The sequence below is a fragment of the Vibrio sp. B7 genome, from assembly GCF_963888765.1.
GTDB classification, from domain to species: Bacteria; Pseudomonadota; Gammaproteobacteria; order Enterobacterales; family Vibrionaceae; genus Vibrio; species Vibrio anguillarum.
On record NZ_CAWPKR010000005.1, the window covers coordinates 64583 to 82673 of the forward strand.

Sequence of the window (18091 nt, forward strand, 5' to 3'; positions counted from 1 at the left end):
ACCGAAATGGTTTTGGTACTGGCTGAGTTTTATCTAGATGTTGGTATCTTCAATCACGTCAAATAACCGTTCCACTCTTTGCTGTATGAGCATTGGGTACAACGTCTCTATTTAACCAATGGCTGATTACTTGCTGTAACGCATTTAATGACGTCGGTTTCTCTAAACGACCGTCCATCAGCTTGCTAATCATTTCTAGCTCACGTTCGCCAGATTCACCTGACAGCGCAATGATAGGAACCTGCGGAGAATGCGCCTTAATGATTTTGCTGGCTTCAAAACCATTCATAACTGGCATTTGAATATCCATCAAAATCAAATCGATGGAATTCGCTTTAAAGATTTCTACTGCATTTTCACCGTTGTTTGCCTGCAAGTTGTTAACACCAAGTTGGTTCAGATACATTTGAACTAGTGAGCGTTGTACTTCTTTATCGTCAACGATGAGCACCGTGGGTGCTTTGTTATTGATTAGAAATGGCTTATCGATTGGTTGTATATCGTCAACGGTTCTTTGCTCTGTATTCGGTTTAGGTTGTTGCCAACTTTTGAAATCAGGAGTACGAAGCGAGTCGGCTTGGGGAGCATTGGGTACCATAGGAAAGTATAAGTGGAATTCTGTAAACTCCCCCAGTTTCGATTTGCATTCAACTCGGCCGCCAAAAGAGCGCATGACACGCTGGCAATAGCCGAGCCCCAGACCGCTGCCTCCGCTTTTTTGATAAGAGAAAAAGTCATCGAAAATTTTATAAGAAATGGCGTCGTCAATCCCCGGGCCTGTATCTCTGAAGATTAAAATATTTTCATAAGTACCGATTTGAGTTGTGATCTCAATTTGGCTATTTGGGTAGGAATCAAAATAATAAATTGCGTTACGAATCAAGTTGAAAATAACAAAGTTGAATAAGGTTTCATTAAGTTTTGCTACGAAGTCATCTTGTTGTGGTAAGTGAATTCGCTCAATTACTTTCTCGTTCTCAAAGCCATATTGACTGACCGCCTGATCAACGGCTTTGTGGATCGACGTCATCGTAATCGGTTCGTGTTCAGGTGAACTATCGCTGACCTCGCGCAAGATAATATCAATCAACTGCCGCCCACGTTGAATAGCCGCTTGGCCGTTCTCAATATCCTGTTTAATTTGTTGTGCAGGCGCTTGACTATCAATATGTTGCTTTAAAATTTCAAAATGTAATTGTACTTGAGCGAGCGGGTTACGCATTTCATGCGCAATTGAATTCGCTAATGCGCGACTTTGGCAGACACGTCTATCCGCTTCAATAATACTTTGTATTCGGGTTAGCAAGGTTTGAAGTGCAGCGATTTCTTCATTAGAAAACATCTGATTATTGATTTTGTGTGGCGAGATTAATAAATGTGTGACCAATTTGCTGTGGCCAAACAGTGGCATAACCAACGCTGTATTGTTTGAGCTCATTTTGTCATAAAGGGCTTTGATCGAGTTTTTTGCCGCGGTTTTGTTGTCTAATTTTTCAAACAATTCATCAAACACTAGTGCGGTTTGTTTGGATGAAAGGTAACGTTCGTAGACGGTTTCGTTATAGTTACTATTAACGAACTGCAGCTTATCATCGGCGATGTATAATAACTGGCCTAAACGGCGCATCGCATCATCAATTGACCGCTTGAAATCGTCTTCCAAAGCGAGAATTTGCTCTACAGGAGTCTGCTGATTGCCGTAAATGAGTAAAGAGGCATAGCGGCTCAAGCGTTTGTAGAGTGGATTCCAAGTAATACCAATAAGTGCACAGAGTGGTATTGCAATCAGCCATTGGTTGCTGTCGGTGAGAGGGATGAAGATTGCGCCGAGCGGTATGAATAAAACCCCACATACTAACGCAGTATTGAGACACAGGTAAGCAAGGTATTTCACACTGTAGAAGCGTGAAGTGATAAGAGCATAGCCAACAAACATCATTTCGCTGATGGAGAGTGCCGGAGGTAGCCAAGTGAGTGAAAAATCTTGAAAGAAAAAGGTAATTCCGACTTGGAGTATGAGCGTTGAAAGCATGTATACCAGGATACCTGCAATCATATAGTTGGTTTTGGCCAGTGTTAACTTACTGCTATTGGCTCGCATTGAGATCAAGTTGAACAGTGTCATTATCATGGCGCAAAGTAGAGCACTAAAAAAGTATGGGGTGTGTGGCCCAAACTCAATGACAAATTTGCTCGGCCCAGCGATATCAACATGTCGGACCGTAAGGTTAGGCTGTAAATTAATGACCAAGAAATACATAACTATGGCAATGAAAAACAGTTGTTGCCAAAGGTATATTCTGCCTCCTCTTTGCTCGGCAGATAGCTGACATGAAAAATAGTAAGCAAAAGCAAACGCAAAGGATGATACGACGTTGGCAAATTTGGCCATAAATATAGCTCTATCTGCGCCAAACTCGGCTAGCCAATCAGTATGGAAATACGCATTACTCCCTATCCATGCAATGATAAAAAGAGAATAAGCAATATAGGCGACATGGCGTGTACCCCAGATCATTTCATTTTTTTGCTTAAGACGATAGCAATAGTAAGTTAACCAAACGAGCACCATGGCTACTGCTGCGATAAGCGTTATCGCTTTAGGATAGAGAATTGGCTCTAAGCTGAAATCAAGCATACTCTTCCCTTTTGATTAAATCGTATTTTCTGCTTTGAGAAACCGCATGTTTATAGTCACGAAAATCGGCATCACTGAAGACGCGGTCCATTGATTCGAAATTCCAGAAACCACGATAAGTTTTTACTCCGTCGTTATTCAGATCGCAATTTCCACAATGGAAATACGCTTTCGGGTCAACCGCTTGATAAAAATTGAGCATGAAAGATTGAGCAGTAGCGAATAAACCAAGTTTGTATCCTAGCTGATGCATTACTTGCATGAATTTTTTTTGAGCAAGGTAGAGGAAGTAGAGCTTTTGCTGAGCGTTGCCACTGACGGTGAAACGCAGCACTTCACAGACTGCTCGCGTATCAACCAATTGTCGCCGAAATTGATGATCGAATTCTGGGAGAGAGTCGCACTTTAGCAGTGCTGGTTTGAAAAGCTGTAATTCCATCAAGGCATCGTGGCCATGATCGGGTAAGCAGAACTGCCACTGCTTATTACTGAACTGCGGCACATAGCTGAGCCAAGTCTGATTTACTGACCAATCTTGTACCAACATTGAAGCGACCAGTGTGGGAGATGCTTCGTTATCAGGATGCTTGAGTAAAACAAAGTGCTTCCCTTTTTGTGATAAGGACAATAAAGGCAGCATCTCGTACCACTTTTCGCCTTTAATAAATAGCTCAAGATTGCTCAAGGTGATCGCATCTTTGATAGGCATTTTTTGCGGGTGACTGGGCATTGTGACCCAAAGTTCAGAATCCTCTATCTGGTCGATCAAAAAACCACGGTAGGCACAGTCTTTAAGTGGCAGTTCGATACGAGGAGGAGTATCCGCTTCGATAGGGAATAGTGTTTTCATAGCCGCAATTTCGCATTCACACCAGAAATCTAGCCAATGCGAATAACACTCGCTGACGGCTTGCTCAAGATGTGCTATCTCTTCACCTAATGTATTCGGATAGCGCCGGATGAGTTCTCGGTAGTCCATCAATTCAAACAGTACTGAGAAGCTTTTATTGTGATGTTCAGGAAATAGGTTGAGTAATTGGTTTTTGCGGTGATCTGTAACGGCGCGAAAAAGATCAGCCCGTTGCTGTGGTTGATAAGTATTGATGACGAACTCTACCAGAGCCCGCTGTTTTTTTTCAATAGGCAGACGGCTTGTCAGCCGTGAGCCTAAAGATGATATTATTTTCATAGAGTTAACCTAGCCTAGGTTTATTTAATTATTTTTTATTAGTTTTATTAGATAGGCTCCAGTAAATGAGACTTTGATTTAGGAGGGTATTTGGCGTCACGTCAGTTAGTAGCAGTAACCGCGATTTTATTTGTACCTAACATCCTAAGTACCAGTTGCATATCCGCAGCAAGTTTACTACTTGCACTTACCCTCCACAACAGCGTTTTATAATAAAAGCCTTCCGAAGAAGGCTTTATCTATATGGTTAATTTATCAATTATTATCGTATCAATAGCATCGGTACGCTTGATTCGGCTAAGAGCCGAGTGGTGTTACTGCCAACAAAAAACTGACGAAGTTTAGAGTGTCCAAACGCGCCCATGACGATCATGCCAAGTTGGTTTTGTTGTTGGTACTGAAGAATCGCCTTATGAACTTCGCCAGATAAGCACGCTTCCATAACGTGAACACCGTTCGCACATAATTTCTCGGCGGCAGCTTTAAACGCGCTCGCTTTATCGTGGTTATCTTCCACCATCACCAAATGGCACTCCAGCCCTTTTAGCAGCGGTGTTTTAATCGCTTTATCCACTAATTTTTGGCTGATTTCGCTACCATCAAAGGCTAATAGATAACTTTGTGGTGGCGTAAAATCACCCGTTGCCACTAAGGTGTGCGACTTCATTGTACGCACGATACTCTCTAATTGAGATCCAACAGCCATGGCGTCGTTTTGGTGCACTTCACCTGATTTACCGACCACCAATACACGAATTTCGTTTTCAAGATCAAGCAAAGTCTCCAGCAGGTTGCCGTGCTTTTGCAGTTTATGCACATCTTGTAAACCTTGTTCATGAGCTTTGGTTTCTAGCTCATTGAGTAACGCTTTACCGTGCCTTAAGGCCAGTTTAGAACGCTTTTCGTCTAGTTCAATAAGCTCTTTCAACAGCTGCTCTCGGCTGCCTAAACCGATATTACCAGATAACTCACTTTCAGTTTGATTGGCCGCTTTATCAAGTACGTGCAGTAAGGTTAATGGTGCGTGTAAGCTTTTGGCGGCCCACACGCTTAAATTGGCGACCGACTGTGAATAAATCGATCCATCGATGCAAGCAATAATATTGGTCATAATCTGTTCCTTAATGTCCGCCCATCAGCTTTTCAACTTCTTCTGGCTTACCATGCACGCCGAATTTATCGACAATCGTTGCTGTTGCTTCATTCATACCGATGATGTTTACATCGGTCCCTTCGCGTCGGAATTTGATAACAGCACGATCTAGCGAAGAAACCGAAGTAATATCCCAAAAGTGCGCTGCAGAGAGGTCGATAGTGACACGCTCTAAGACCTCTTTGAAGTCAAACGCGTTCATAAATTGATCTGACGAAGCAAAGAAGACTTGCCCAACAACACGATAGGTACGCTCTTCTCCATTTTCAGAGAGTTCACTTTTAACCACCATGAAGCGGCCAATTTTGTTAGCAAAGAAAAGAGAAGCAAGCAGCACGCCGACACCGACACCGATCGCTAAGTTATGGGTTGCAACCACAACAACAACGGTCGCGATCATCACGATGCTGGTAGAAAGTGGGTGAGTTTTGAGATCCTTTACCGAACTCCAAGAGAAGGTTCCAATGGAAACCATGATCATTACCGCCACTAAAGCCGCCATCGGGATGAGCTTGAGCCAATCACTTAAAAACACCACCATGATGATCAGTAGAATACCGGCGCAAAAAGTAGAGAGCCTGCCGCGTCCGCCAGATTTAATGTTGATGATCGATTGACCAATCATCGCACAACCAGCCATGCCTCCAAGAAAGCCGGTGGCAATGTTGGCGATACCTTGGCCTTTACATTCACGATTTTTATCACTGCTGGTGTCGGTTAAATCATCAACAATAGTTGCTGTCATCATTGATTCTAATAAACCGACAACGGCCAATCCGGCTGAATAAGGAAATATAATCCATAAGGTTTCAAGGTTGAGCGGAACATCTGGCCATAAAAATATCGGCAAAGTATCTGGTAATTCACCCATATCGCCCACAGTGCGAATATCAATGCCAAAGCTGATAGCAATCAGAGTTAAGGCGATAATGCACACTAATGGCGAAGGTAGCAATTTGCCAACCACAGGAACGTAAGGGAACAGGTAGATAATCGCCAGCCCACCGAGTGTCATGGCGTAAACATGCCATGTTACATTGGTCAGCTCTGGTAATTGCGCCATAAAAATCAGAATCGCCAGCGCGTTCACAAACCCCGTCACGACCGAACGTGATACAAAACGCATCAAATCGCCCAGTTTGAGGTAACCGGCCAGTATTTGTAGAACCCCGGTCAAAACAGTGGCTGCCAGTAGATATTGCAAGCCATGCTCTTTGACTAAAGTGACCATCAACAGCGCCATTGCACCAGTGGCTGCTGAGATCATGCCGGGACGTCCACCGACAATTGAAATGATCACGGCAATACTGAATGAAGCGTAAAGGCCGATTTTAGGGTCTACACCTGCGATGATAGAAAAGGCTATTGCCTCAGGAACTAATGCTAACGCAACGACAGTGCCAGCTAGAACATCCCCTCGCACATTGGAAAACCAATCGCGCTTAATATTTTGTAGCATACTTAATCTCTAAAAAATGAAATAAAAAGGTGAGTTGTGAGAGGTAAAGATCAATCTAGGGCGGCGTAAGCAGCATTCGCAACATCTCTTGGTTGATTTTTAAAATGTGATCCTAATCATTGATGTGGTATAGGTCAACCAAACGATCGTTATTTGTATTGCAGTAATCATTTCTCCCGTTATCACGCTGCTTTTCAAGCGCTGCCGGTCGTACGCGAGGATAGTTCTGGTGTTTGACTTTTATTCTTTTGCTCCTTACACTTGAACACATTCGATATTCCATATGTATTGTTTATGTGCCGCAGTTTATCTTTTTATAAATCCTTGTCTGAAGAGACGAGGCTTAAATCCTTGCTGTTGATGAAGCACAAAGGGCAGTTGTGTGTGTGTGATTTAATGAATGCGTTGCAATTAAGTCAGCCTAAGGTGTCACGCCATTTAGCTGAATTGAGAAAAAATGAATTAGTGATTGATGAGCGGCGCGGCAAGTGGGTGTACTACCAAATTAATCCTGAGCTGGAAAGTTGGATGGTGCAGATATTGGACATCACGCTGAGCCACAATGCTGCATTGATTGCGCAAGAGCTAACGCGCATTGCTCACCCATCTTGTCAAAGTGAATGAAATTTTAGCGTTGCTATTTCGCCATGGCTGTAAGTATAAAGTTGTGCGCGGCTCCCTTTTAGACTTACCGAGAGATGTGATGTATGAGTGAATTACCTGTCTGCGCAGAAGCCTCTGCAGCAGAAAAAATGAGTTTTCTCGATCGTTATTTAACCTTGTGGATTTTCCTTGCGATGGGGTTAGGGGTAGCGATCGGTGTCTTCTTTCCGCAAGTAGCGCAATGGAATGAAAATATGTCGGTCGGTTCGACCAATATTCCGCTGGCGATCGGTTTGATTTTGATGATGTATCCACCGCTGGCAAAAGTGAATTACAGCCTACTAGGTGAAGTGACTCGTGATAAACGCGCCATCACACTCTCTTTGGTGATGAACTGGATTGTCGGGCCTATCTTGATGTTTGCATTGGCGATCATTTTCTTACGCGATTATCCCGGTTATATGGTCGGACTGATCTTAATTGGTCTGGCGCGTTGCATCGCGATGGTATTGGTGTGGAATGATATCAGCGGTGGGAACAAAGAGTACGGCGCAGCGTTGGTGGCGCTCAATAGCGCATTCCAAATCGTCACCTACAGTTTTATGGCGTGGCTATTTATTACTGTTTTGCCGCCATATTTTGGGCTAGAGAGTTTTGTAGTTGATATTACCATTCTCGATATCGCCGAAAGTGTGCTGATTTATCTCGGTATCCCATTTTTAGCTGGCTTTTTGAGCCGCAAATGGTTGGTGGCCGCGAAAGGTGAGCAATGGTACAACGAGGAGTTTATTCCGCGTATTTCACCGATTACGCTGGTGGCACTACTAGCGACGATAGTTTTGATGTTCAGCCTGAAAGGCGAGATGATCATTGAACTGCCGATGGACGTGATACGCGTTGCCATCCCTTTAGTGATTTACTTCTTAGTGATGTTTTTTGTCAGCTTTTTCATTGGTAAAAAACTGGGCATTCCTTACGATCAAAATGCCTCAATTGCTTTTACCTCATCAGGCAACAACTTTGAACTGGCGATTGCGGTCTCCATTGCCGTGTTCGGTTTAAATTCCGATCAAGCATTTGCGGGTGTGATTGGGCCCTTGGTTGAAGTGCCGGTGTTGATTGCCTTGGTCAACGTCGCGCTGCGAATGAAAAAGAAATACTAGCGCTCTCTGAGTCCGAACTTCAGGATATTTTTCTCATTAAATTTCATAACCGTAGACTGTTTTGAAAATGTGAAATGTTTGTGAATGAGTTAGAAACGTCATCTATGTTCTGCTACGCACGAACTCTTGATCCCAATGTTGCGATGCATCGGGGTATGATAGACGTATCAAAAATAGATCTATTGGGAAATCGATTGTAATCAAAATGCCACAAAAGCCCTGCAACATACCATCAGCTATTTTACTGCTCGCTTAGCATTGTTCTCTAAAGTCAGCGGTAACTTTTATTTAGTGGTAACTTTTCTATTGACAGCGATTTCTTTTTATATAATACATATGTACATCCGCATATGCAGAGATAAGTAAAATGCTACCTCATCAGTTTTTTAAATTGCTGTCCGATGAAACGCGAGTGCGCTGTTTACTCATGATTGCGCGCGAGCAACGAGTGTGTGTCGGCGAGTTGACACAAGCGTTAAATGAGAGCCAACCGAAAATTTCTCGCCATCTGGCTCTACTTCGTTCCAGTGGGGTGGTGGTTGATACAAGGCAAGGCCAATGGGTGTTTTATCGGTTATCGGACCAACTACCCGGATGGATGAAAAAACAAATTCAAGGGCTGGTGGAATCCAACTGCCTGAAAAAAGAATACCAACAAGATATGCAAAGGCTGGCAGAGATGGAATCTCGCCCAGAATGCTGTGTTTAGAAGGGATAAAAGGAAATAAAGATGTCGATTAAAGTCGGAATTAACGGATTTGGCCGCATTGGTCGTTTAGCATTAAGGGCGTCATTTGATTGGCCAGAGATCGAATTTGTGCAAATTAACGACGTTGCGGGTGACGCGGCGACCTTGGCTCATTTGCTCGAATTTGATTCAATACAAGGCCGTTGGCATCACCAAGTGACAAGCGACGGTAATGCGATCATTGCCAACGGTAAGGTTATTCGTACCTCACAACAAAAAGCGATCAATGATGTGGATTGGTCTGGTTGTGATGTGGTCATCGAAGCCACGGGAAAACACCGCAAATCTGAGTTTTTGAATCAGTATCTCGCGCAAGGTGTCAAACGCGTGGTGGTATCGGCTCCGGTAAAAGAAGCGGGGATTGTCAATATCGTGGTTGGGGTGAATGACCACATCTTTGATCCACAAATACATCAGATTGTTACGGCCGCTTCTTGCACCACCAACTGCATTGCGCCTATCGTCAAAGTGATTCATGAGCAACTGGGTATTGAACATTCCTCGTTTACGACCATTCATGATTTAACCAACACGCAAACCATTTTGGATGCACCGCATAAAGATCTACGCCGCGCTCGTGCGTGTGGTATGAGCCTTATCCCGACCACAACCGGTTCTGCGACAGCGATTGTGGAAATCTTCCCCGATCTGAAAGACAAAATTAACGGTCACGCGGTGCGTGTGCCGCTAGCCAATGCCTCGTTAACCGACATTATTTTTGATGTGAAACGCGATACCAGCGCGGAAGAAGTCAACGCGCTACTGAAAGCGGCTTCAGAAAATGAGCTCAAAGGCATTCTCGGTTTTGAAGCGCGCCCACTGGTGTCGATTGATTACAAAGGCGATCAACGCTCAACGATTGTCGACGCACTCTCGACCATGGTGGTGGGCAAGCGCATGGTGAAAATTTACGCTTGGTATGATAACGAAATGGGTTACGCAACGCGTACCGCAGAATTAGTACGCAAAGTCGGTTTGGCATAAAGGAGCAAAGAAATGACACATCCTACATGGGAACTGCCTGTTGCAGAAAACAGCGCTGGTTTGGTATTGATGCCTTGCCCGGGGACAAAAGATCTTCCTTTGGTTGAGAGTATTGAACAACTGAGATCTCAAGGTGTTACCGTTGTGGTGACGGCTCTAAGTCACGAAGAGATGCAAGAGAAAGGCGTTGGCGACTTGCCTAAAGTGGTTGAGCACGCGGGGCTACAATGGTTTCACGCCCCAATTGAAGATGATTGCGCGCCCGACCATCAGTTTCAAACGCATTGGCAAAGTATCTCCCCGTCACTTCATCAGGCGCTTGCCAAGGGAGATAAGATTGCCATGCATTGCATGGGGGGATCGGGTCGTACTGGTTTACTTGCTGCTCATTTATTGCTGGAGAAAGGTTGGGAACTGCAAAACATTATTATTCAAGTTCAATCATTAAGACCGGGCGCGTTTACCAAAGATGTACAAGTTGAGTACATCAAACAATTTGTTAATCAATAACAGTCCCAAAGAGCTGCCTTAGGTGGCTCTTTTGCAAAGAGAGTGATTATGCTGTCTCAACTCAACCAAAACGTTCGCCAGTACATGCTAGTGACTTTTAATTATTGGAATTTTACCGTCACTGACGGCGCGCTGCGCATGTTAGTGGTGTTGTATTTTTATGATTTGGGTTATTCGACCTTAGCGATTGCGTCTTTGTTTCTCTTTTATGAATTTTTTGGCGTGGTGACGAACCTGATTGGCGGTTGGCTTGGTGCGCGTTTAGGGCTGAATCGCACCATGAATATTGGCCTTGGCATGCAAATATTCGCGCTCTTGATGCTTGCTGTACCTGCTGCATGGTTAACCATTCCTTGGGTGATGGCGGCGCAGGCGTTATCGGGTATCGCAAAAGATCTCAATAAAATGAGTGCAAAAAGTGCGATCAAAACGTTAGTCCCTGAAAATGCACAAGGCGCACTCTACAAGTGGATAGCCATTCTTACGGGTTCAAAAAACGCTCTAAAAGGGGCCGGCTTTTTTCTCGGTGGTGTCTTGCTCTCTTGGATCGGCTTTCAATATGCGGTAGCGGCTATGGCGGCGGTATTGCTGTTGGTTTTTATCGGCAGTTTGCTTAGCTTGCAAGCCGATATTGGCAAAGCCAAAACCAAACCGAAATTTTCAGAGATTTTCTCCAAATCGCGCAGCGTGAATATTTTATCGGCGGCTCGCCTATTTTTATTTGGCGCGCGAGACGTTTGGTTTGTGATTGCCTTACCCATTTATCTGGGCAGCGTTTTTGGTTGGGATCACAGTGCCGTGGGCGGCTTTTTAGCCTTATGGGTGATTGGCTACGGCGTGATCCAAGGGTTTGCTCCTAAAATAACGGGGAGTGCTTCAGACCAAGTGCCAGATGGGCGCTCTGCGCTCGGTTGGGTGGCGCTATTGGCGCTGATTACCGGTTTGATCGCCTACAGCATTCAAGCGCAGTGGCATCCGGAAGTCGTGATCATCGCGGGGTTACTGCTTTTCGGCGCGGTCTTTGCGATTAACTCATCGCTGCATTCCTATTTGATCGTGAGCTATGCCAAGGGGGATGGTGTATCGCTTGATGTTGGTTTTTACTACATGGCAAACGCGATGGGGCGTTTAATCGGTACCGTGCTTTCCGGGTGGGTTTTCCAACTTTGGGGATTAGCGGCGTGTTTGTGGGTTTCGTTTGGTTTTCTGCTGCTGACCACTCTCATTTCATTGGGGCTCCCGAAAAGCAAAGCTGTGTTGACGAGCGAACCGTAGCTTCACCAGCAGATCACTATTCCAGTAGATGGAGATTGTGATAGAGTCCGTGCTTTATTGAATGAATTGAGTCAGTCACATGAGAGCTTTTGTTGTAAGGGCCCGCGCCGCTTCCACGGATAAACAGACTTTTTTAGCCTCTGTTGGGCAAGAAGCCCACACCGAAATTTTGGCCCACGTGCTCATGAATGCTATTTTTACCGCGCAGTCGCATCGTGATGACGTGGTGATCTATTTGGTGCTGGAAAGTACGCAAGATTTCTCGCGGACTTTATGTTTTGAGTCGAGCCAGTTGCATAATATCGGTGGTTTTCACGAGCAAGCCTTGCTGACCAAAATAGGCCATGCTTTAGACGTTTCCGTGGGTATGGGCAAAGAGCAAACCCGAGAGGTCGAGCAAGGACTCACGGTTGAAACCATCAGTTTTGAAAAGTTGGTGCAACGCCTTTCTGAAAGTTACCACTTGTATTTACTGGATAAAAAAGGCGAAAGTGTCCGTGAGCATCAATTTTCTGACGACAGCTGCTTTTTACTTACTGACCACATCCCGATGCCGAAAAAAAGTTGGAACAGTTTAAAGCGCCTTAATACACAGAAAATCAGCCTTGGGCCTCGAATGCTGTTTGCCTCGCAGTGCATCGTGCTGATCCAGAATGAGTTAGATATTCGCGGTCTTTAAAAAGTCTTCTTCAAACTCATTTTTACTTTTTTTATCTGTGCTTCTTTATCAATTGGGCTGTGCTGATCGGAGTGTAAAAACCGATCCGCATAGTCTTGATAAATCTCTTTTTCTAAAAAGAGTAAGTAAAGCTTCGGATCAATATGGCCTGTGGTGGCCATGGTGGTCATGATCGCGATCGATTCGCTGAGCGTTTTGGCTTTTTTATAGGGGCGATCGCTAGAGGTCAGTGCTTCAAACACATCGGCTATTGCCATTACTCGAGCGGGGATGGAAAGCTGCTCTTCATTTAAACCTCTTGGATAACCCGCGCCATCCATTCGTTCATGGTGGCTTCCCGCAATATCAGGAACGTTTTTCATATGTTCAGGATAAGGTAGCCGCTTGAGCATCATGATGGTTTGCACAATGTGATCATTAATCATGAAGCGTTCTTCGTTAGTGAGCGTGCCACGGCGAATGGACAAATTATAGAGCTCACCTCGGTTATAGCGCAGTTCTCCCGGTTGTAAAATAAAGTTTTCTTGCCACAGATCTTGTGGACGGCAACCGTTCACCCAGTGCAACTGATGTACGGGTTTATCATCAAGCAAGCGCTCCATAGTGGGCAATGGTTTTGACTCTCCTGCACGTTGGTTCTCTATCCAAGAAGTACCGAGTTGATCATCTAAGGTCCGTTTCCACTCTCTTTGCGCAATTCGCTCTAAGCGGGAAAGGTCATCATCGCTCATAAACTCACTGCCAATATTACACTGCGCGACGAAAGCAAATTCCTCATCGAGGATTTGTTGGTTCGTCAGCAACTGCTGCTTGAGATCTGGCTCGTTCTTGCCCTGCGCAACACCTTGCCAGTAGTCCGTTTCAGCTTGACATTTGAGCAGCTCAAAACGCATTCTAATTTCGTGAATTCTGTCGTAGATCGTTTCTAATTTGGTCGCTTTATCAATCACATATTCAGGCGTGGTCACTTTTCCACAATCATGCAACCAAGCGGCGAGAGTGAGCTCTTCCCACTCTTCATTGGTCATGGAAAATTGTGGGAAATAGGTGCGATCGTTTTCCGCCGCTTTAGTGATCATTTTGGTTAATTCAGGAACTCGCTGACAATGGCCGCCCGTGTAAGGGGATTTGGTATCAATGGCTGATGCGATTAATTCAATAAACGAGTTGAGCATCTCCTTTTGCCGTTGCATTTTGTCGATATTGTCTTTAGCGATTTCGGCAAAACTGAGCAGCTCTCGTAAAAATGCATGTTTGTCTTGCTGATCGGGAGTGATGGCCCGTTCGTAGCCTAGGTTTAATACGCCAACTAACTGCTTGTCTCGGTTGAGCAGTGGGAAAAGATAAAGATCAGAATTATACAGCTCATCTTTATGTTTACGCATCGAATTATCGGTTTTAGATAAGTGAACCGTTTGGCCTTTGCGCAGTTCAGAAAGTAGCCACGGCATCTCTTGAGACAACTGGTTGATATCAAGCTTAAAGGGAATGATGGCGTGGTTTGCTGCGGTGATAAATTGGTTATTTTCGTTGGCATAAGTGTAGAGCAAAATAGTTTCAGCTCGAGTGATCAAATAGCTTTGATGGGTAATCGTTTTGGCTAACACACCGAATTCTTGGTTGCTGGCGGTTTCGCGTAATAGTCGCAGCAAGTCGTGCAGTGTATGCTCCATGAGCTCTATCGATTGGGTTAAATTGGCAACTTCGCGGATCCGGCTTTTTGGGTAGCGTGTCTTTTTAAATTCAAAGCGCGTGATGTTGTCGGTCAATTGCACTAGGTTACCTAAAGGGCTGGCGAGCCTTTGCGCCACAAAACCAACTACTGCAAAAGCGATAGCGAGCATGATTAACGCGACAAAAATCTGCTGATCTCGCATCGAGAGCAAATCTGCGATCAAATCGTCTTGCGGTACCGCTTCTGCTAGCAACAAGCGTACATTGTCGTTTAAAAGTACCGGCGTTAACGTCACCGACCACGTTGTGCCATTCATATTGACCGTTTCATACAAAGTTTGGCTGCTGACCCGATTCAATATTGGTGCAAAAGTACTTTGCTGTAGCTGCTGTGCAATCTGTGAGGGATCTTGTTGTAGCTCGAACTTAGTATTGTGTTGGGCGAGTGGTCTAAATTGATTATCGAACAAAATGAGCTGAGCACTGTCAGAAAAACCCATCGTACTCATCTGTTTTGACAGTGAGTCAAGCGTGAAATCGGCGCCAAGCACACTCTTTCCATCGGCCGATCTACGTGACAGTGTGACGCCGCTCGTTTGTAGGAAGAAAAAGAAATAAGGTTCCGTTAAGCGTATCGCGCCATCTTGACTTGCCGAGGTAAACCAAGGACGCACGCGAGGATCAAATTTATTATTGTTATCTTGTTTGTCGAGCAGGCTTTCAAGGTTCTGGTCTAAATAGATAAAGCGGTTAGTGCCATCAACTTGAGTGTAATGGGCCAATAGCTGAGCTTGCGCGGGGGCATTAAAACGCTGTTTGGCTTTATCAAAGCTCAGCGAGCGAAATGTAGTACAAGCTCCGGCTTCGTCACAATAATAGAGCGCGACTAACTGTGGATTACGTTGGAAGGTCAGCCAAACGGTGGCGAGTTGGCGTGGGTCCGAGATGACTTTATCCGGTTGATCAATTACGTTACTAAAAGCTAAAAAATCGAGCGTAGTCAAGATAGGTGCGGCACTTTGTTTAAATGCTGATTCCAGTTTTTTGCTGTTTTCGCTACTTAATCCTTGTGCACTTACCGTCAGTAGTTGCTGACTATGGTGATAACTTATGCCAATCAATACAATGCCGATCACCATGGCGAGCACTAAAAAGAGACTCGTAATGTGAATGCTCAGTGAGTAACGACGTCGTTTCATAACCAACTCCGAATTGGATGACATTGCTAAGTATTGTTCAATGTGGGTAAGTTGCAAAAAACCATTTCACATCGGTGTGTTTTCATCCGGTCAAAAAGTGTCGATATGGTGAATATATCGCCCTTAGATTGAAGTGCCATCAGCGAGGCTGTTACACTGAAGCATCGCTGTTGGAATGGAATAATTAAAATGAATCTTGTCGTTGATACTCATACCCACACTTATGCAAGTGGTCACGCTTACAGCACGCTCATTGAAAACGCGCGTTCAGCTAAAGAAAATGGATTAGCAATGTTTTGCACAACCGATCATGCGCAGTCGATGCCTGGAGCGCCGCATTATTGGTTCTTCTCCAATCAACGTATTTTGCCGCGCTTTTTAGACGGTGTTGCCATTATCCGAGGCATTGAGTCCAACATCATGAATCGTGCTGGCGAGATTGATGTTCACCCTTCGGTTGATCAAAACTTAGATTGGGTTATCGCCAGTTTTCATGAGCCCGTATTTCAGCCTGCCGATAAAGCGGCGCATACCGAAGCGTTAATCAATGTGATTAAAGGTGGACGAGTGGATGCGCTAGGGCACTTAGGTAACCCTAATTTCGATTTTGATTTTGATGAGGTGATCGCCTGCGCCGCCCAGCATCACGTTGCGATAGAAATTAATAACAGCACCTTAAAAGGACACAGCAGGGTAGGGAGTGTCGATCGCTGTTATGAAATTGCTAAGGTGGCGAAAGCACATGGTGCTTATGTTACCACTGGCAGCGATGCCCATTTTTGTCAAGATATCGGCCAACTTCAACTGGCCAGTGAACTGCTTGAGAACGTTGGTATTGCTGCTGAGAAAGTGATTACGCACAGTGTCGAGCAGTTTCTGGCCTTTTTAGCACTGCGCGGGCGAAAAGCGATCGCAGAATATCAAACACTATAAGCCGTAAAGAGGTCATAAAAAATGACAAAAATTTGTCCCTCTTTTATCTTGAGATCCATTAAACTTGGCACTTCTTGCCAGAATAAAAAGAAATAATTATGAAAAAAATAATGATATTAACAGCTTGTGCATTATTTGCGGCTAGCGTGTCGGCGGCTAATGTTGACTTAAAACAGAACATGAAACAAATGAAGCTTGAATTTAAACAAGCGGCAGAAGCGACCAGCGTTGAAACAATGCAAGCACCCATTGAGAGATTAAGTCAGTTGGTTGAAGAGTCAAAACGGGGAAATTATCCACCGGAGAAGCAAGATCTCTATTTAGAAGGGTTTAATAAGCTTTCCGTGGCATTAGACAAAATCGAAGTGGATCTTGAGCAAGGAAATTTAGAGCAAGCTCAACAAACGCTGCGGACGGTAGACGAACTGCGTGTTGAATACCACGAGCAGCGTAACCCAAGTATCTGGAAGCGCTTATTTGGTTAATCAGCTTTGTGGCCCTCTCACGATAACGTTGGATTGGCTATAACGTTCAATTGTTCGTGGGGTGGTCACTGCCTGAAAACTGAGCTTGTAAGAAAGGCAGCAGTAGTAAGCCGATCACAGCGGCGCAAACAGAAATGGTGACAAAAAAACCTCGCCATTCGAATTGCTCGACAATAATGGCTAACGGGTAACCGGCGAGCGCTGCGCCCATATACGCAAATAACCCGACAAACCCAGTTGCTGCGCCAGCCGAATCTTTGTGAGAACACTCCGCGGCGGCCATACCAATTAACATTTGTGGGCCAAAGACAAAAAAGCCAATCGTAAAAAAGCCAGCGGCTTGGAATACAAATCCCGTTAACGGCATCAGCCACAGCGCTGCCACCGAAAGAAAAATACCCATTGAAAAAATCAGGTTCATTGGTCCACGGTTGCCGCCAAACAGTTTGTCTGAGCCCCAGCCTGCGACTAACGATCCAATAAATCCACCGACTTCAAACAGAGAAAGTGCGCCATTAGCCGTGATCAAATCATAGCCTTGTTGCTCGGTAAGGTAGATATTTCCCCAATCATTGATGGCAGTACGCACTATGTAGACCAGTACATAGCTCAAGGCGAGTAACCAAATGTACTTATTTCCTAACACATATTTGTGCAAAATCTGTTTGGTACTAAGACCGAGGCCTTCATTTTCTTGCGCCAGTTCAAGGGCGTCATTACGCCATTGACCAACGCTGGGTAAACCTTGGGTCATTGGTTTATCACGCAATCGCCAACATAAGAAAACCCCACCAATAACGGCTAAACAGCCCGGTACAATAAAACCTTCGCGCCAACTAAAATGGAAAGTGAGAAAGCCAACCAGTAATGGGATCAACGCGCCCCCCACGTTATGAGCGGTATTCCATAACGCCCACCAAAAACCACGTTCAGAGCGCGAATACCAAGTTGTCAGGAGTTTAGAGCAAGAAGGCCATCCCCAACCTTGGAACCAAGCATTGAGCACCCAGAGTAAGATGAACATACTGATTGAGCTTGAAAAGCCAAACAGAATATTGATAAAACCCGTTGCCATTAACCCTAGGCCCATAAAATAGCGCGGGTTGGAGCGGTCCGACAAAATCCCGGACAGAAATTTTGAGATACCATAGGTGATGTAAAACAACGTGCCCATGATGCCAATATCACTCTTATCTAAACCGAGGTCAGCAATCATCGCGGGCATGGCGTAATTCAAACTTTTACGCGTGAAGTAGAAAAGCGCATAACCGACATACATCGCCATCATGATGTGAAAGCGCCAATAACGGTACTGCTGGTTAACCTCCTGCGCTGATGCAAGAAGCGGTTGCGGTGGTTTAGAGCGTAGAAAATTTATCATAGTGCTTTATATTCCACG

Annotated in this window: 15 protein-coding genes; 9 read left to right on the plus strand and 6 right to left on the minus strand. The window is 44.8% G+C overall.

Annotated elements, in window-relative coordinates; translation table 11 throughout:
• Window positions 1-58 precede the first annotated feature (58 nt).
• The 4 genes from luxN to AACV32_RS03245 all read right to left on the minus strand — a co-directional run bounded on the left by luxN (window position 59) and on the right by AACV32_RS03245 (window position 6439).
• Window positions 59-2638 carry a quorum-sensing autoinducer 1 sensor kinase/phosphatase LuxN gene (gene luxN, locus AACV32_RS03230; protein WP_170895653.1) on the minus strand — a complete coding sequence of 860 codons (2580 nt, stop codon included), beginning with the start codon at window positions 2636-2638 and terminating at the stop codon, window positions 59-61.
• Complete coding sequence (locus AACV32_RS03235; protein WP_170895654.1) at window positions 2631-3827, minus strand: acyl-homoserine-lactone synthase; 1197 nt, start codon at window positions 3825-3827, stop codon at window positions 2631-2633. The genes luxN and AACV32_RS03235 overlap by 8 nt, the downstream gene beginning before the upstream one ends.
• Window positions 3828-4089: 262 nt before the next feature.
• A complete protein-coding gene (locus AACV32_RS03240) occupies window positions 4090-4938 on the minus strand; it encodes a universal stress protein (protein ID WP_170895655.1) in 849 nt (282 codons plus the stop codon).
• Between the two features lie 10 nt (window positions 4939-4948).
• Window positions 4949-6439 carry a SulP family inorganic anion transporter gene (locus tag AACV32_RS03245; protein WP_017048956.1) on the minus strand — a complete coding sequence of 497 codons (1491 nt, stop codon included), beginning with the start codon at window positions 6437-6439 and terminating at the stop codon, window positions 4949-4951.
• 294 nt (window positions 6440-6733) lie between these two features.
• Between AACV32_RS03245 and AACV32_RS03250 the strand changes: the two genes are divergently transcribed.
• From AACV32_RS03250 to trmY, 7 genes are all read left to right on the plus strand, one after another.
• Window positions 6734-7063, plus strand: coding sequence for a metalloregulator ArsR/SmtB family transcription factor (locus AACV32_RS03250; RefSeq protein ID WP_017044464.1), 330 nt, complete (start codon window positions 6734-6736; stop codon window positions 7061-7063).
• An 83-nt stretch (window positions 7064-7146) separates the two neighbouring features.
• Window positions 7147-8205 carry an ACR3 family arsenite efflux transporter gene (gene arsB / locus AACV32_RS03255; protein WP_017048957.1) on the plus strand — a complete coding sequence of 353 codons (1059 nt, stop codon included), beginning with the start codon at window positions 7147-7149 and terminating at the stop codon, window positions 8203-8205.
• A 367-nt stretch (window positions 8206-8572) separates the two neighbouring features.
• A complete protein-coding gene (locus tag AACV32_RS03260) occupies window positions 8573-8914 on the plus strand; it encodes a metalloregulator ArsR/SmtB family transcription factor (protein ID WP_013868027.1) in 342 nt (113 codons plus the stop codon).
• 21 nt (window positions 8915-8935) lie between these two features.
• Window positions 8936-9937, plus strand: a complete 1002-nt coding sequence (locus AACV32_RS03265; protein ID WP_170888552.1) for an ArsJ-associated glyceraldehyde-3-phosphate dehydrogenase — start codon at window positions 8936-8938, stop codon at window positions 9935-9937.
• Window positions 9938-9949: 12 nt separating this feature from the next.
• Complete coding sequence (locus AACV32_RS03270; RefSeq protein ID WP_170895656.1) at window positions 9950-10447, plus strand: cyclin-dependent kinase inhibitor 3 family protein; 498 nt, start codon at window positions 9950-9952, stop codon at window positions 10445-10447.
• 42 nt (window positions 10448-10489) lie between these two features.
• Entirely contained in the window at window positions 10490-11722 is a 1233-nt protein-coding gene (gene arsJ, locus AACV32_RS03275) for an organoarsenical effux MFS transporter ArsJ (RefSeq protein WP_170895657.1), read from the plus strand.
• 79 nt (window positions 11723-11801) lie between these two features.
• On the plus strand, window positions 11802-12401 hold the full coding sequence (gene trmY, locus AACV32_RS03280; RefSeq protein ID WP_170895658.1) for a tRNA (pseudouridine(54)-N(1))-methyltransferase TrmY: 600 nt from the start codon (window positions 11802-11804) through the stop codon (window positions 12399-12401).
• Here trmY and AACV32_RS03285 read toward each other — a convergent pair.
• A complete protein-coding gene (locus tag AACV32_RS03285) occupies window positions 12398-15274 on the minus strand; it encodes an HD domain-containing phosphohydrolase (protein ID WP_306690713.1) in 2877 nt (958 codons plus the stop codon). The two genes, trmY and AACV32_RS03285, sit on opposite strands and share 4 nt — an antisense overlap.
• A 189-nt stretch (window positions 15275-15463) precedes the next feature.
• Here AACV32_RS03285 and AACV32_RS03290 point away from each other — a divergent pair, with 189 nt between their 5' ends.
• Together AACV32_RS03290 and AACV32_RS03295 are read left to right on the plus strand one after the other, a co-directional pair.
• Window positions 15464-16207 carry a phosphatase gene (locus tag AACV32_RS03290; protein ID WP_013868021.1) on the plus strand — a complete coding sequence of 248 codons (744 nt, stop codon included), beginning with the start codon at window positions 15464-15466 and terminating at the stop codon, window positions 16205-16207.
• Between the two features lie 98 nt (window positions 16208-16305).
• Window positions 16306-16692: a cytochrome b562 gene (locus AACV32_RS03295; protein ID WP_013868020.1), complete on the plus strand. Its 387-nt coding sequence runs from the start codon at window positions 16306-16308 to the stop codon at window positions 16690-16692.
• A gap of 46 nt (window positions 16693-16738) precedes the next feature.
• Here the strand turns inward: AACV32_RS03295 and AACV32_RS03300 are convergent, their stop codons facing one another.
• On the minus strand, window positions 16739-18073 hold the full coding sequence (locus tag AACV32_RS03300) for an MFS transporter (protein ID WP_170895660.1): 1335 nt from the start codon (window positions 18071-18073) through the stop codon (window positions 16739-16741).
• Between the last annotated feature and the right edge of the window lie 18 nt (window positions 18074-18091).

What these genes read in the sequence shown, in the direction of transcription:
- luxN (WP_170895653.1), bottom strand. Translation starts at nt 2,638, where the DNA reads ATGCTTGATTTCAGCTTAGAGCCAATTCTCTATCCTAAAGCGATAACG.
- AACV32_RS03235 (WP_170895654.1), bottom strand. Translation starts at nt 3,827, where the DNA reads ATGAAAATAATATCATCTTTAGGCTCACGGCTGACAAGCCGTCTGCCT.
- AACV32_RS03240 (WP_170895655.1), bottom strand. Translation starts at nt 4,938, where the DNA reads ATGACCAATATTATTGCTTGCATCGATGGATCGATTTATTCACAGTCG.
- AACV32_RS03245 (WP_017048956.1), bottom strand. Translation starts at nt 6,439, where the DNA reads ATGCTACAAAATATTAAGCGCGATTGGTTTTCCAATGTGCGAGGGGAT.
- AACV32_RS03250 (WP_017044464.1), top strand. Translation starts at nt 6,734, where the DNA reads ATGTGCCGCAGTTTATCTTTTTATAAATCCTTGTCTGAAGAGACGAGG.
- arsB (WP_017048957.1), top strand. Translation starts at nt 7,147, where the DNA reads ATGAGTGAATTACCTGTCTGCGCAGAAGCCTCTGCAGCAGAAAAAATG.
- AACV32_RS03260 (WP_013868027.1), top strand. Translation starts at nt 8,573, where the DNA reads ATGCTACCTCATCAGTTTTTTAAATTGCTGTCCGATGAAACGCGAGTG.
- AACV32_RS03265 (WP_170888552.1), top strand. Translation starts at nt 8,936, where the DNA reads ATGTCGATTAAAGTCGGAATTAACGGATTTGGCCGCATTGGTCGTTTA.
- AACV32_RS03270 (WP_170895656.1), top strand. Translation starts at nt 9,950, where the DNA reads ATGACACATCCTACATGGGAACTGCCTGTTGCAGAAAACAGCGCTGGT.
- trmY (WP_170895658.1), top strand. Translation starts at nt 11,802, where the DNA reads ATGAGAGCTTTTGTTGTAAGGGCCCGCGCCGCTTCCACGGATAAACAG.
- AACV32_RS03285 (WP_306690713.1), bottom strand. Translation starts at nt 15,274, where the DNA reads ATGAAACGACGTCGTTACTCACTGAGCATTCACATTACGAGTCTCTTT.
- AACV32_RS03290 (WP_013868021.1), top strand. Translation starts at nt 15,464, where the DNA reads ATGAATCTTGTCGTTGATACTCATACCCACACTTATGCAAGTGGTCAC.
- AACV32_RS03295 (WP_013868020.1), top strand. Translation starts at nt 16,306, where the DNA reads ATGAAAAAAATAATGATATTAACAGCTTGTGCATTATTTGCGGCTAGC.
- AACV32_RS03300 (WP_170895660.1), bottom strand. Translation starts at nt 18,073, where the DNA reads ATGATAAATTTTCTACGCTCTAAACCACCGCAACCGCTTCTTGCATCA.